Annotated in this window: 12 protein-coding genes; 6 read left to right on the top strand and 6 right to left on the bottom strand. The window is 40.2% G+C overall.

The window, feature by feature from the left end:
• Nucleotides 1-186: 186 nt before the first annotated feature.
• Together WMO13_RS09035 and pepT are read left to right on the top strand one after the other, a co-directional pair.
• Nucleotides 187-1,764, top strand: coding sequence for an AbgT family transporter (locus WMO13_RS09035; protein WP_026878808.1), 1,578 nt, complete (start codon nt 187-189; stop codon nt 1,762-1,764).
• Nucleotides 1,765-1,939: 175 nt separating this feature from the next.
• Entirely contained in the window at nt 1,940-3,184 is a 1,245-nt protein-coding gene (pepT, locus tag WMO13_RS09030) for a peptidase T (protein WP_034855614.1), read from the top strand.
• A gap of 231 nt (nt 3,185-3,415) precedes the next feature.
• On the opposite strand, the gene lplT is transcribed toward pepT, so the two are convergent.
• Together lplT and aas are read right to left on the bottom strand one after the other, a co-directional pair.
• Nucleotides 3,416-4,651: a lysophospholipid transporter LplT gene (gene lplT, locus WMO13_RS09025; protein ID WP_051396202.1), complete on the bottom strand. Its 1,236-nt coding sequence runs from the start codon at nt 4,649-4,651 to the stop codon at nt 3,416-3,418.
• A gap of 66 nt (nt 4,652-4,717) precedes the next feature.
• Complete coding sequence (gene aas, locus WMO13_RS09020) at nt 4,718-6,880, bottom strand: bifunctional acyl-ACP--phospholipid O-acyltransferase/long-chain-fatty-acid--ACP ligase (protein WP_034855610.1); 2,163 nt, start codon at nt 6,878-6,880, stop codon at nt 4,718-4,720.
• A gap of 358 nt (nt 6,881-7,238) precedes the next feature.
• Here aas and WMO13_RS09015 point away from each other — a divergent pair, with 358 nt between their 5' ends.
• Entirely contained in the window at nt 7,239-7,820 is a 582-nt protein-coding gene (locus WMO13_RS09015; protein ID WP_051396201.1) for a TetR/AcrR family transcriptional regulator, read from the top strand.
• Nucleotides 7,821-7,997: 177 nt separating this feature from the next.
• On the opposite strand, the gene WMO13_RS09010 is transcribed toward WMO13_RS09015, so the two are convergent.
• The 3 genes from WMO13_RS09010 to WMO13_RS09000 all read right to left on the bottom strand — a co-directional run bounded on the left by WMO13_RS09010 (nt 7,998) and on the right by WMO13_RS09000 (nt 10,496).
• Nucleotides 7,998-8,387, bottom strand: coding sequence for a RidA family protein (locus WMO13_RS09010; protein WP_026878804.1), 390 nt, complete (start codon nt 8,385-8,387; stop codon nt 7,998-8,000).
• Nucleotides 8,388-8,531: 144 nt separating this feature from the next.
• A complete protein-coding gene (locus WMO13_RS09005) occupies nt 8,532-9,560 on the bottom strand; it encodes a 6-phosphofructokinase (protein ID WP_026878803.1) in 1,029 nt (342 codons plus the stop codon).
• A gap of 180 nt (nt 9,561-9,740) precedes the next feature.
• Entirely contained in the window at nt 9,741-10,496 is a 756-nt protein-coding gene (locus WMO13_RS09000) for a YgfZ/GcvT domain-containing protein (RefSeq protein ID WP_051396200.1), read from the bottom strand.
• A 263-nt stretch (nt 10,497-10,759) separates the two neighbouring features.
• On the opposite strand from WMO13_RS09000, the gene WMO13_RS08995 reads away from it, so the two are divergent.
• Both WMO13_RS08995 and alr read left to right on the top strand, forming a co-directional pair.
• Entirely contained in the window at nt 10,760-11,419 is a 660-nt protein-coding gene (locus WMO13_RS08995; RefSeq protein ID WP_051396199.1) for a glutathione S-transferase family protein, read from the top strand.
• 138 nt (nt 11,420-11,557) lie between these two features.
• Entirely contained in the window at nt 11,558-12,631 is a 1,074-nt protein-coding gene (gene alr / locus WMO13_RS08990) for an alanine racemase (RefSeq protein ID WP_026878802.1), read from the top strand.
• A 115-nt stretch (nt 12,632-12,746) separates the two neighbouring features.
• Here alr and WMO13_RS08985 read toward each other — a convergent pair whose 3' ends face one another.
• Nucleotides 12,747-13,502, bottom strand: a complete 756-nt coding sequence (locus tag WMO13_RS08985; protein WP_342386815.1) for an IS5 family transposase — start codon at nt 13,500-13,502, stop codon at nt 12,747-12,749.
• Between the two features lie 151 nt (nt 13,503-13,653).
• On the opposite strand from WMO13_RS08985, the gene WMO13_RS08980 reads away from it, so the two are divergent.
• Complete coding sequence (locus WMO13_RS08980; RefSeq protein ID WP_051396256.1) at nt 13,654-14,481, top strand: outer membrane protein; 828 nt, start codon at nt 13,654-13,656, stop codon at nt 14,479-14,481.
• Nucleotides 14,482-14,495 lie beyond the last annotated feature (14 nt).

Genomic DNA, 14,495 nt, shown 5'->3' with positions numbered 1-14,495 from the left:
AAGTAGTTTTTTAATAATTGATGGCTCTAGCAATCATAAAGGCTATAGGGTATTTTTTAATACTGTATATATGGGTAGATGAGGAGATAGATTTATTTCAAGAGATATCTCTCTTTAAATAGAATTTTTCTCAGCTATTTTTATAGGTTATTGAGCTAACACATAGTTTATGAAAAAGGATTTCAGATGGCAGAAACGATTGAGCCTTTCAAGAAAAAAGGCTTTTTGAATACCGTAGAACGATTTGGGAATAAGATGCCGAGCGTCACGATGCTCTTTATCTATGCATTAGTGATCTGTTGGATACTCTCATTTTTACTCTCATTTATCGATTTTGATTACTATCTTCCCCCGACAAAAATGGGGGCTACCCCCCAAAAAATTGAGGTGATTAATCTTTTCACCTACGATCATATCGTCACTTTTATTATCTCGACGGTGAAGAACTTTATGAGCTTCCCACCGCTTGGGATCACCATTGTGGCAACTTTGGGAATCGGAATTGCAGAGCGTAGTGGATTTATTCATACTGCATTAAAGAAATTATTGAGTTTTATCTCTCCTCGATTTTTAACGCCGACAGTGGTATTTGTATCGGTAGTTGCCCACGTTGTCTCTGATTCCGCTTATGTTATTCTGATGCCGGTTGCGGCTCTGATGTTCTATGCTAAAGGTCGTCATCCACTCGCTGGGATTGCCACTGCTTTTGCCGGGCTTGCTGGAGGGTTTAGTGCAAGCTTTACACCATCACAAATCGATCCAATTATGCAGTCCTTTACCGAAGATGCCGCTCGCATGATGATGCCGACTTACAATGTGAATGTGCTGGCTAATTACTTTTTAAGTTTTGGTAGTGCATTTGCCGTTATTTTAATTTGTTGGTATGTGACTGAAAAGGTGGTAGAGCCGTGGCTTAATAAGAATTGCCCGATTGATTCCCATGCTTCTGATGATGAAGCAGAGAGCTTATCGCAAGTGACAGCGCTTGACCAGAAAGGCTTTCGTTGGGCGGGATTATCAGTGTTCGCTTTAGTAGTGCTTATCACAGTTTTATTGATCCCAGAAAGCTCGCCTCTTCGAGCTCCCGATGGCAGTATGACCAGTTCGCAGGCAGGAATCATGCAGATGATCGTACCTCTGTTATTTCTATTTTTTGCAATTCCCGGCGTTATTTATGGTTTTATCACAAAGTCTTTCACTTCGACAAATGATGTGATTCATTCCATGGAAGAGATTTTAAAGTCACTCATTCCTTTTATTGTCTTTGCCTTTTTTGCAGCGCAGTTCCTCTATTCATTTAATTTTTCCAATATCGGTAAATTGATCGCACTAGCGGGCGCCGATATGTTGACCACTTTGAAGATTCCGGCAGAGCTCACAGTATTACTAGTGATTGCTTTAGTCGGGATTGTAAATATTCTCATTACTTCAGCAACTTCAAAATGGGCGATTATGGCACCGGTATTAGTGCCGATGCTCATGGCGGTAGGGATCTCCCCTGAATTGACGCAAGCGGCTTTTAGAATTAGTGACTCTGCCGTGAATGTGAGTACGCCGATGTTCCCTTTCTATCCGCTTATTATTATGTATTGTGCTCGTTACTACAGTAAGGCTGGCGTGGGGACACTCTGTTCGATGATGTTACCTTATACTGCCGGATTATTCATCGTCTTAACGGCGATGCTCTTTATCTATTGGGGACTAGATATTCCGCTTGGTTTTGAGAGTAGCTATACCATTCCGGTACTCCATTCAACACCATAGTTGTCATGGTCATCGGCTGAATATGTAAGTTATGAGCTATTTAATTGAGAGTATCAATAGATGGCAAATGAAATAGAGAATTAATTAGTAATAATACTTTGAAAATAAGAGACCATTATTGCCGAGTAACATTATCAATACTCGGCAGATAATGGATCAACAAGAGGAATTTATAATGTCATTAGGTGAAGCGTTAACCACGCGATTTTTCCGTTATTTAGCCATTGAGAGCCAAAGCTGTGCTTCATCGCCCACCATTCCCTCTACTGAGAGTCAGTGGAATATGGTGAATGCATTGGCAAAGGAGCTAGAACAGTATGGATTAGCAGATATCCATATCGATGAGCATGGTGTCTTGACCGCATTTCGTAAAGGGGAGCTTGAGAATGTACCGACAATGGGGTTTATTACCCACGTGGATACGGTTGATGTGGGGTTATCGCCGGATATTCATCCTCAGCGGTTACGTTATAACGGTGAAGATCTCTGTTTAAATAGACAAGAGAATATCTGGTTTAAGCGGGATGAACATCCGGAAGCTGAGCGTTATATTGGCGAAGAGATTATCTTCAGTGATGGCACAAGCGTATTAGGTGCTGATAATAAAGCAGCGGTAACGGTCGTAATGGAGCTATTATCACGCTTATCACAAGGGAAATGTGCGCCGATGGGGGATCTCTATGTAGCGTTTGTTCCCGATGAAGAGATTGGTCTTCGGGGGGCAAAAGTGATGGATTTAGAGCGATTTAAGGTGGATTTTGCTTATACGATCGACTGCTGTGAAGAGGGAGAGATTGTGTATGAAACCTTTAATGCCGGTTCGGTTGCGATTACTATTACCGGGGTGACAGCCCACCCTATGTCTGCAAAAAATGTGTTAGTCAATCCGCTTCGAGTCGCGCAAGATCTAATGGGCTGTTTTGATCCTTTAGATACGCCAGAACATACGGAAGGCCGGGAAGGGTATTTTTGGTTGACTTCATTAAATGGCAATGCGAATGAAGCGGTATTACAAATTAATATTCGTGATTTTGATAAAGCGAGTTATGCCGCGCGTAAAGCTTATATTGAGTCGGCTGTGACAATGATTCAAGCGCGTCATCCTCGTGCGAATATTGTGTGTGAAATCACAGATGTCTATAGTAATATTCAAGATTCAATGGGCGATGATCAGAGTGCTCTCGATGCCTTATTTGCCACTTTTGATGCCTTAGATATTCCTAAAAATGTGATCCCGATGCGCGGCGGAACGGATGGCTCTGCGCTCTCAAAGCGGGGGATCTTTACGCCTAACTATTTCACTGGCGCATTGAACTTCCATTCACGTTTTGAGTTTCTGCCGATTAGTGCTTTTGAAAAGAGCTATCAAGTGACTGAAAAACTCTGTGCAATGGTCGCCACTTATCCAAAGGCTGTTTAGCCGTTATTCAAGTATTGAACAGTTTGTTGATGGAGAGAGAGGCAATTTACCAATAATCGTTATCCCAAGTTGTGGGGATTAATCCCCAATTTCTGTGGATAACTTTCGGGATAACAGTTGTGTAAAATTGGCAAAACTTGCAAAACATAGAAAAACCCTGCGAAGTGCAGGGTTTTGTTTTTTGGCTAAAAAATAGTCAGTATCGGCTTATTGTTCAACGCCTCTCTTTTTTTAGGTGATCTCTTGGGCAAAAATCTGATGGCGATAGGCTTCATAGAAGAGCGCGATAATGGCCACTAAAAAGAGTCCGCCGAAGATGATCATTAAGGTCAATACGGAGAAGAATCCGAAGCTAGTGAGAAGTCCAAAGATAGCGATCGAGCTGAGCATAAAGATATTTTCAATCAAATTCTGAATAGCAATCGCGCTCCCCACACTCTGAAATAGCCCGCCCCGAGTCTGTAGTAGGGCATTGAGGGGAATCATAAAACAGCCACCGAAAGCGCCTATTAATAGCAGAGTGATATAGGTGAGGTAGAGATTATTTTGTAGTACAAAGAGCACGATCGTTAAGCTCATCCCAATCCCTGCCCAAAGGCTAATACGCGTTCTCTCCGGCTTAATGACCATAGCGGCAAAGGCTGCACCGATAATCACGCCTAATCCGACCACCACACTCATTTGGGAGACCATTTCTGTCCCCTCACCAAGCACATCCCGTACCCAATCGTTGAGCAGTAATTTAAGGGTTGCAACGCCAGCCCAAAAGAGGCTCGTGCCGATAATGGCAAACCGTGCTTTTTGATCTCGAAATAGGCGAAGAAAAGCGAGCATAAATTGCCGAACGATCAGTTGTGGTTTCAATGATGGACCAATTTTCGGTGCAATTTTGGGCATATAGTAATTAAAGATCGCCGCCACAATGTAGGTCACAATGGTTAAAGCGACAGCGTAGTAGAGATTCAGCTCTGCCAATAATCCCCCTAAAGCGGCACCTGAGAGAATAGCGATAATGGTGGAAGCTTCGATTAGTCCATTGGCTTTAATCAGGAGTTTTTCGCTAACAAATTCACTCAACACCCCAAATTTCGCCGGCGAATAGACAGCTGCCCCAAATCCTACAATGGCGTAACAGATAAAGGGATTAATCTCTAGAAAGAGCAGGAGAACGCCGAGCAGCTTAATACCATTGCCCACCATTAAGACCTGAGATTTGGCAATATGATCGGCAATATAACCGACAATAGGCGCTAGGAGAATATAGAAGAGAGCAAAGGTGCCTTGTAAAATATAGGTACTCTCTTTACCATATAATCCTTGTTGCAGAATCTCTAGGAGCGCAAAGAAGAGCACATTATCCGCAAATGCCGAGAAAAATTGGGCATTGAGAATGGTGATCATACCTCGGTTCAAAAGTTTCTCTTTAGGCGGTAGGGATTTAGGAGAAGTGACGGACCTTAGACTCATAATATGCTCACTTTAGATTGATAAATGGTAGGCAGCAGATCAAGCTAGGGAAGCTCTAGGAAATAGTTATTCCGTGCTTTTATCTTTATCTTTATTTTCATTTTGTTCTGCTAGGACGAGGTCATTGAGTGCTTGATAATTAATTTTGCCTGATCCAAGGCGAGGTAGTTCTTGTAGAAAACGGATATCACGGCTGATGGCTAGTTCTGGTAGTCCTAAGCTACGCGCAGTTTGTGCGAGCGCTTTTCTGTCTGTATCCATGGGCGCTGTGGTAAAAATAACGATAGCTTCCCCTTTGCTTTGATCGGTTCGAGTTGCTGCTGCATGTTGGTAATCGGGATAAGTTTCTCTAAAGATTCGTTCCGCTGTTTCAAGGGAGACCATCTCACCGGCAATTTTGGCAAAACGTTTGGCGCGTCCAATGATTGTTAAGAAACCGTCATCGTCAATTTTAACGATATCACCTGTATCATACCAACCATCATTTTGTTCAAGGCTCTCCCTAGAAATGATCCCTGGTGTTTGATAGTGTAGGTAGCCTTCCATAATATTGCCTCCTTTCACTAACAGCTTTCCACCTTCTTCAATACCCTCTATTGGGAGAAGTTTTGCATCTAATCCAGGAAGAATCTTACCGATAGTATTCTCTTTATAGTCTGTAGGAACATTGATTGAGATAACCGGGGCGCATTCTGTTGCACCATACCCCTCTAAAATACGAATACCAAATTTCTCTTGCCAAGTCTCTTTTACATTTTGGTTGAGTTTTTCCGCTCCCGCGACAACGTAGCGTAAAGAGGCAAAGTCGGCCGCATTAGCATATCGTGCATAATTTTGTAAAAAGGTAGAGGTTCCAAAAAAAACAGTCGCCTGAAGTTCATAGATCATTTCGGGAATGACACGGTAATGCAAGGGAGAAGGGTAGAGAAAGGCTTTAGCTCCAGAGATTATAGAGGTAAGCAGCCCTGCGGTAAGTCCAAATGCATGAAAAAGAGGTAAGGCAACCATGAAGGTATCTTTGGCCGTAAAATCAGCAATTGTACGTAACTGTTCCACATTGGTTAACAGAGAACGATTTGTATGGACCACGCCTTTGGGTTTACCTTCAGAACCAGAAGTAAAGAGAATAATCGCCTCATCTTCTGCGTTAACTTTAGGTAGATATTTAGTGGGCTTTCGACGACTCCACCAAACCCAGAGTTTATCTCTAATGGTAAGTGCTTGGCGTAGATCTTCTAGATAGAGCCACTGTATTTGAGGAAAATGGTCAAGCAGAGGCTGTAATTTTGCCTCTTTTATGAATTTTCTTGAGGTAACAATTGTCTTGATCTTTGCAGATGTAATAGCGGCATCGACACCTTCAATGCCTGCACTATAATTGATAAGTGCTGAAACTCGATTAATAGCATTGAGGCCAAAAATGGTAATGGCTGCAGCATTAGTATTAGGTAGTAAAACACCCACCCGTTCTTGCTCATCGGTATGTTTTTTAAATAGGCGAGAGAGAGCTAATGCAGATTCTATTAATTTTTGGTAGCTCAGTGGTTTGCGAGTAATATCTTCTATACAGAGTTTTTCTTTACCAAATTCATTTCGAGCTTCTAAGATGCTTGTAAATAAAGAAGTGGGTTTAAAGATATCAAGGCGTGTATTCATAAGAATCTCCTGGGTAAATTGAGCTAAATAGTGACGTGTTTGTGCTACTGGTAATTCTTTAGGGAGGGTTATGTCATGAGGTGCTTGCATTGTGATACGGATTTTGGGGAATAATCGACGTTTTACTAGTCCTTTTAGTCGACTAAAATAGCTATGTTCCGCACCTTCAATGTAGACAGGGATCAATGGTTTATGTGATTTATAAGCAACGAAGGCAGCACCTTCATAAATTTTCATCAAACTCCCTGTTAAAGTGATTCGACCTTCAGGGAAGATCACAATACTTTGATCTGATTTTGCAACCTGAATTAATGTCTTGATAGACATTGGGTGAGTGGAATCGAGAGTTAAGTGGGGGATAAATTTAAGCGGCCATTTAAAATACCATCGTTCTGCAATAAGACGATCTATTACGAAGAGCGGTTTTTGAGGAAGAAATAATCCTAAAAGAATTCCATCGAGAAAGGATTGGTGATTACAGATAATGATGCCTTGCATCTTTCGACTAGTGGGATCAATTTTTAAATCCACTCGATAAAAAAAGGTAAAAATTGTTCGAAGTAGCCATTTCATCTTTGAAATTTCCTTTGTAAATCCGGTGATCGACCTTTATTTATCTATGTATTATCCATGATAGAAAATGCTATAAACCTAGATAATACACGATTGATACGATATATATTTATGTGCAACCACTAAAGTAAACGATAGTTAACTTCAATAGGTTAATCTGTGTGAAAGGAGAAGTCAAGAAAAAAGTAATCAAGCGTTAACCTTGTGGGCTCTTTAGAGAGTGTTTCGTTCAATAAAATATGAAGTAGTCCTTCCCTACTTTTAATTACCACAAAGATTTTTATTACAATGTCTATTTTCGCTCGAGCTTGCCTCTGTTACACTATAGTTAACGAATGTTAGCTATTAAGAGGCCTATATGAAGTTTGATTTTTCAACAGAGGGGAGTAAATCCCGCTATTTAGAAGCAAGTTTAAAGTTATTTGCAGAACGTGGCTATGACCTAGTCTCGGTGCGTGATATCTCTCGAGAAGCAGGTACTTCAGAGGCTGCACTCTATAAGCATTTTAAGAGCAAAGAGGAGATGGCACTCTATCTCTTTAGATTAATCCTTCGTACATATACTGCCGAAATTAAACGAATTGCTGAAGATCGGGAAAAGACTGCTATTGAACGACTGCAAGAGATGCAACGTTATACTTATCAATTGTATGCCGCTGAGCCTGAAAGTATTCGTTTTGCTCTATTATCGCAATATAAATTTTGGCCTACAGTAGAAGATGATCTTAAACCTCATTTTTGGATGCAAAATGTGTTAGCAGAAGGACTTGAAACTGGAGAGATAGGCAATAAAATCACGCTATTAACGCTAGTATCGCTCTATACAGGATTAGTATTAGAACCGCTTATTCAGTATCACTTCTTTAAAGAAGAACATTCTTCATGGAAAGCGTTTACGGAAGAAGTCGCTTTAAGTATCCATAAGTTGTTAGCCGCTTAAATGGTTGAATAAAAATTTTAAACGAATACAGTAGCCATAAAAAAGCTGATTTGAAACTTGGGCATCCAGGTTTTTCAAATCAGCTTTAACATTTGAAGAATGTTTTAATGTGGTGATATCCATCATATGATTACAATATCAAGCGCATCACTGATAGATTCCCTAATTTAGATAAGATTAATCTTCTTTACGGTAAGCAATTGCTTCGATTTCAACGAGTGCACCCATTGGTAATGCTCCTACTTCAAAGCAAGAGCGCGCAGGTGCATTTTCTGTCCCGAAAAAGTCGGTATAGACTTCATTAAAATCGGCAAAATCATTGATATCATCAAGATAACAAGTGACTTTTAGAACAGTTGAAAGATCTGCATCGGCCGCTTGCAAAATCGCCTTGAGATTCTCGAGCGCTTGAGCTGCTTGCTCTTTAATGCCACCTTCAGGAAACTTCATGGTTTCAGGATTTAAGGGTAATTGGCCGGATGTGAAGACAAGGTTACCTAATGCATTACCTTGTGAATAAGGGCCTACCGCTGCAGGCGCATGATCGGTATTAATAATTTTCTTCATAATACTCTCTCTTAATTACCTTCTGATACATTTCAAATAAACAAGAATAGGATGGTATCAGTTTTTCCGATAACATCCTAGTTTTTTCCCCTTGAGTTTCTTCGGTCAATAGACCTAAATCAATAGAAAATCAATCATCTGAATTTAGATACCCATACAGATATTGGTCGCTTTCATCGTCTCAATTAATGGGTGATCTACTGGTAGAAGACGAGGATTACCGGCAACCTCTTCAATCGGAACCGGCACAAGGACACGACCTTGCTCTGCGACCATGACACCGAATCGTCCTTCCTTGACGAACTCAATTGCTTTAGTACCACATTGCGTTGCAAAGATACGGTCAGTTGCCGTAGGGGATCCTCCACGGCTGACGTAACCTAAGGTTGTTAAACGAGATTGCATGCCAGTTAATTCAGGAATACTATCCACAAGTTTTATCGCTTCTACATGTTTTTTCGGGGTTAAACCTAATCGATAATTCTCTTGTGAAATGGCTCCTTCCGCAACTACTAACAGTGCAGAGCGGCGATTGCGAATATTTTCTCTGATATAAGAGACAATCGCTTCAAGTGAGTAGGGAATTTCGGGAATTAGACAAATATCGGCAGATCCAGCTAATGCGGCACCGGCAGCTAACCAACCGGCATCTCGTCCCATGACTTCTAAAATCATCAAACGATGATGGGAATCTGCAGTAGTACGGAGGCGATCTAGCGCCATTGAAGAGACATGAACGGCAGTATCGTAGCCAAAGGTCACATCTGTATGGGCAATATCATTGTCGATCGTCTTAGGGAGTGTGACGACCGGAATCCCAGCTTCGTGAAGATAAGAGGAGAATCTTTGTGTACCATCGCCTCCTAAGCAGATCAGTGCATCTAACCCTATTTCATGAAAGCTCTCGACACACGCTTGAACGGCTTCTTCTGTATTGCGAGCACGACCACCACCACGACCGGTTCCAAGAATGGTGCCGCCTGTTCCGGCAATATCATAGACATCTTTGAATGTTAATTCACTGTGGGATTTCTCGGCAAGACCGACAAAACCATCATGAATGCCGGTCACTTTCCATCCTTCTCTGAGTGCAGAGAGGGTAATACCACGAAGTGCGGCATTCAGGCCTTGGCAATCGCCGCCGGCAGTTAAGATTCCAATATGCTTTGCCATAATTTGCTATCTCCTTCCTAATGCTATGGGTCAATTAATCTATGGGGTAATTAATACTCTAGCGTAATCTCCATCATCTTGATATGACAAGATACAAATAATCTTGTTCAATGTTATTTGATCGATTTCCTGATTCGGTTAAGATTAGAGAATATAGCGTTTCATTAATAGCTAATGGATCTAATTTTCATCATTCTCTTCATGGTCATCTTCTTGATGATCAAGAGTATCTGTTTCATTCGCCTCATGCCAGATATGACGTAATGATACCGAAATCTCGGGATGATCAGCTAAAGTGAGTGGTTTATTCTGTTCAGAAAGTCTAAGAACAACAAGTGCCTTATCTCTATCAAAATAGACAATATCCCCGGCATCTATCCCTGATGCAGCGATCAGTTTTCCGTTGATTGTGAGGGCATCTTGTGATGAAACTTCAATGAGTGCGAGTCTACGCTTGTGTTTTCCGAGATATTGCATCCGTGCCACAATCTCTTGTCCGGTATAACACCCTTTTTTAAAGCTAATAGCACCAAGAATATCAAGGCTTAACATTTGTGGCACATAAGCTTCGCTGTTGCTTTCTGTAATCCAAGGAATAATGAGTTCAGAGGGCAGTGTTATAAGATCTGCTTCTGTTACATCTTCAATAGTTAGAGTCACTTTTGCTCTAAAGATAAAAATTTTGAGATATTGTGCGACTTTTTCCGCAAGAGCCGATGGGAGAAGAAGATTAAAACCACTGTCTGTTTTGATAATCCAAAAGAGGGTAATCACGCGACCTTGGCGATTACAGAGCGCCGCAAGCCCGGTAGTTCTCTCATGGTTTTGGCAAGGCAAAAGAAAGTTAAGATGGTGAATATCTGCTGTAATTTGCCCTTGTAAAAACGTGGCCGCATCTTGGCCCTCAACGCGTAATCGGCTTAGGGAAATTGACATGAAACACCTCCGTAGTAAATCTGTCATCAATGAATATGATATAGGTAAGGTATAGATAAGATATAGATAAGATATAAATATACCTAAGTTAAATATATGTAAGGTCAATATTTTTAAAGAGATCTATTGGAATTGTAATAGAAGTTTGTATAATCGGCCTTATTTATCATCTAATATGATAGACTAAATAAAGCTATTTACCTATCGTTGTGCTTTATTTTAATTAGAGTTGCTGTTCGATAACAATTGTTAGTGGAGAATGTATGAGTTACCAAGTTGTGGGGTATCCCTTTTGTCCTTATGTGCAAAGAGTTTTAATTACTTTAAATGAGAAAGCGGTTGATTTTGAATCCATCTGGCTAGATCCTCATGCAGAGCTCCCGGAATGGTTTAAAGAGTGGTCACCTCTTGGAAAAGTACCGGTGATGAAAGTCACAACAGGGGAAGTACTTTTTGAGTCTATGGCGATTGTTGAATATATTGAGGAACTCAATAAGGTACCTTCTATCTATGCTAAATTACCTGCTAAGAGAGCATTGCAACGAGCATGGGCAGGGGTTGCCGGAGAGCTTTATGGGCCGCAGCATCTTTGCATGCGAGCAACTAACAGGGATGAAGTTAATGCTCAGATGACGTTGATGCGGGATAAATTAGCGATTCTTGAAGCGCGTTGTGGCCGTACCTACTTCAGTGGTGAAAGTATGACGGCGGTAGATGTTGTTTTAGCACCATTTTTTATTCGTCAAGATGTGCTTCTCTCATTAGGTGCTGAAGATTTATTGGCGGATTTCCCAAAATTACAGGCGCTTAGCAATAAATTGTTAACGCATCATGCGATTTTACAAATCACAGCGGGTGATTGGACAGCACAATTTATCGCACTACAAAAAGCAAATGGTGGTATCTTATTTCAGGATGCATAGAGTGCTATGAATTCTCAGTTAGGATTTGTGATATAAGATCTCCGATTTCTGATCGATTGAAATAATCCTTGAATGTTATTTGTCATGGCTACTCTATGTCGATGGAGTTGACCGATAAGATAAAACATATAGGTAATTATGAGACCTTTGATTGCATATTTCTCTGAAACGGCACTACGTAACAATTTAGCTGTTTTAAAATCTAAATCTCCCCATAGTCGTTATTGTGCTGTCGTAAAGGCTAACGCCTATGGGCATCGTGTGGAAAATCTTCTGCCTATTTTGTCGCGATCCGTAGATTGCTTAGCAGTTGCCATGCGGGAAGAAGCTGATGTGATTAGATCCCACGGTTGCCAGCTACCTATACTCTTATTAGAAGGGCTCTTTTCTCAATCTGAGTATGAAATTGCAGCTAAAGCCGGATATTGGATTACTATTAGTAATGTGCGGCAATTAGAGATGCTCAAAAAAGCTCAACTCTCATTACCTATAGACGTATTTGTAAAGGTAGATACAGGAATGCATCGCTTAGGTTTTAAACCTGATGAGGTTCTTTCGATATTAGCAGCCTTAAAGCATATCCGAGTCGTTCGACAAATAACCTTGATGACACATTTCGCAACATCTGATGAAAAAGATTCTTCGCTATTTTTACAGCAAGTTGAGCGTATGAAACCGCTTACAACCCTTGGGTATCCTCTCTCATTAGCGAATTCTGCTGCTATTTTAACAGCTTCTGATACTCACTATCATCTTATCAGAATGGGTATTTCACTCTATGGAGTATCGCCGATCGATGGTACTATTGGAAAAGATTTTGATTTACAACCACTTTTATATTTAGAATCGAAGATTATTCATACAATGGAAATTCAGGCAGGAGAAAGCGTTGGCTACGGTGCTAAGTTTATTGCGCCAGAAACAATGTCGATTGGTGTGATTGCTTGTGGCTATGCAGATGGCTATCCTCGGGAGGTCAGTGAAGAAGCATATGTTTTAGTAAATGGATTCAAAGCACCTATCATAGGCAGACCTGCGATGGATATGATGATGATTGATTTGCGTGCAGTTCCTCCTGAAAATTGGGATCTTTTTGTAGAAGTCTTTGGAAGAGATATTCCTATTGAACATGTTGCACGATGGGCAGGAACAATTCCTTATACTATTTTGACCCATGTCTCGAATCGAGTGCTTTTTCTGAGACAATCTTAGCCTTACTTTACAATAGTTGATGAAAAATAGGTAATACTGTGGTATTTAAGTAACCTTTTAAAGTTAGGTCGAAAATTAATAATATAAATGTAAGTGAATAGGGGCTGTTGAACATTCATAACTTCAGCCAAATATAGGCACAAGCTAAAGCAACGTTGTTTTCATAATGTTGTTTTAGCTTGTCATATCTTGTTGCTATACTTCTAAAATGTTTCAGCCTTGCAAATGCATTCTCCACTAAATGCCGAGTTTTATAAATATGCCAGTCCATATGATTATTATTCGTAAGAGTATTCCTCTTTTTAGGAATAATAGCTTTAGCTCCTTGATTTATAATATCTTCTCTAAAACTCTCAGAATCATAACCTTTATCTGCACTAACGTAATCTGTCGTATTTAAATGAACCCTGCTAAGTAGCTCTGGAGCGACCTTGATATCGTGGGTCGTTCCATCTGTTACGATAAATTCACAGGGATTACCGCAAGCATCTACGATCATATGAATTTTTGAACTATTTCCACCAACACTTTTAGATATTGCTTGAGGATTATCTGCGGTTGCTCCTGTGCTATGCTGGTGAGCTCTAATGTGAGTTGCATCTATAAACAGCCATTCATAGTCAACATCTTGTGATAGTTTTTTAAATAATTTCAAGAGCTTGTTATTTTTAGACCAACGACTAAAAGTTTTAAAAATAGTATTAGGTCGCCCAAATTGCTCAGGAATATCCCTCCAAGGAACACCTGTTCTCATTCTAAATAGAATACCCTCAACGATATTTCTTAAATTTGGTTTGTCATAGATATTCAAATCTAGGAGAATAGGCTTCAGTTTCAGCCATAGTTTATCTGTAAGCATGGTTCGAGACATAGCGAGAGGTAGGTTTTTTTTGACGATAATATTCTACCGCTCGCTTTTTTTATTTTGAACTGCAATGTTCAACAGCCCCTAGATATTACAATAATTAGAGTATTCAGTTTATAATAGCAACCAACAACTTCTTATACAGGGAAAAGGTAATATGAAAATCCGAGCCTTACTAGCTGCTACATTACTATTAGGGGCAGTTTCAAATGCAGAAACTGATATCACCAAGGGATTTTATGTAGGTGCTGATATCATTGCGGCCAAAAAGAAAGCAAAAGATATGCATAATTCTCCTCAACTCCAAGACAGTACATTTACAGTTCATAAGAATAGTAAAAGCTTTGTAACGGGTTCTTTAGGTGTTGGTTATCAGTTTAATGACTTATTCCGATTGGGTTTTGAGTATGTGCTGCCTAAGAAAAATGAGTTTACCTCTTCCCAAGGTTTAGATATGAACTATCATAAGGTTAAGGGACAACGGATCATGCTTAATGGTTATCTTACGTATCCTGTTAATGATCTGTTTTCTATTTATGGTACGGCCGGTGTGGGTTATGCACGATTAAAATCTTCGGGTTATCAAAATAGTGAAGCTTATAGTTTCAATACTAGTAGTAATGGTAATTTCGCTTGGTCGCTTGGCGCTGGAGTCTCTTTTAAACCCATTGATAATACGCATATCGATTTAGGGTTCCGATATGTTGATATGGGGAAAGCTGATACTGGAGTGAGTCGATTTGGGACACAAAACCAAAAAATGAAAGCGAAAATCTCTTCTACAGAGTTTACTTTAGGTGTTCGTTATATGTTGGGGGAGTTATATACTGAGGATGATTCTAATTATCAAGAAAATATTTATGCTGATCATGTAACACCAGAATTGAGAGATAGTTTTGAGCGTGCTAATCAAGGACGTGAAGGTCGTGTGAGCTTTAAAGAACATCGTCAAATGATGGGCGATGAATATCAAGAATTAAAATAAGTGATGTTTGAGTG

It is taken from the genome of Ignatzschineria larvae DSM 13226, assembly GCF_038500265.1.
Lineage (GTDB): Bacteria > Pseudomonadota > Gammaproteobacteria > Cardiobacteriales > Wohlfahrtiimonadaceae > Ignatzschineria > Ignatzschineria larvae.
This window is presented reverse-complemented; position numbering and strand designations above follow the sequence as displayed.

Bases quoted from the DNA above. Each gene is read 5' to 3' on its own strand.
- WMO13_RS08980 (WP_051396256.1), top strand. From the start codon at position 13,654: ATGAAAATCCGAGCCTTACTAGCTGCTACATTACTATTAGGGGCAGTT.
- WMO13_RS09010 (WP_026878804.1), bottom strand. From the start codon at position 8,387: ATGAAGAAAATTATTAATACCGATCATGCGCCTGCAGCGGTAGGCCCT.
- WMO13_RS09015 (WP_051396201.1), top strand. From the start codon at position 7,239: ATGAAGTTTGATTTTTCAACAGAGGGGAGTAAATCCCGCTATTTAGAA.
- WMO13_RS09035 (WP_026878808.1), top strand. From the start codon at position 187: ATGGCAGAAACGATTGAGCCTTTCAAGAAAAAAGGCTTTTTGAATACC.
- WMO13_RS08985 (WP_342386815.1), bottom strand. From the start codon at position 13,502: ATGTCTCGAACCATGCTTACAGATAAACTATGGCTGAAACTGAAGCCT.
- pepT (WP_034855614.1), top strand. From the start codon at position 1,940: ATGTCATTAGGTGAAGCGTTAACCACGCGATTTTTCCGTTATTTAGCC.
- WMO13_RS08995 (WP_051396199.1), top strand. From the start codon at position 10,760: ATGAGTTACCAAGTTGTGGGGTATCCCTTTTGTCCTTATGTGCAAAGA.
- alr (WP_026878802.1), top strand. From the start codon at position 11,558: ATGAGACCTTTGATTGCATATTTCTCTGAAACGGCACTACGTAACAAT.
- WMO13_RS09000 (WP_051396200.1), bottom strand. From the start codon at position 10,496: ATGTCAATTTCCCTAAGCCGATTACGCGTTGAGGGCCAAGATGCGGCC.
- aas (WP_034855610.1), bottom strand. From the start codon at position 6,880: ATGAAATGGCTACTTCGAACAATTTTTACCTTTTTTTATCGAGTGGAT.
- lplT (WP_051396202.1), bottom strand. From the start codon at position 4,651: ATGAGTCTAAGGTCCGTCACTTCTCCTAAATCCCTACCGCCTAAAGAG.
- WMO13_RS09005 (WP_026878803.1), bottom strand. From the start codon at position 9,560: ATGGCAAAGCATATTGGAATCTTAACTGCCGGCGGCGATTGCCAAGGC.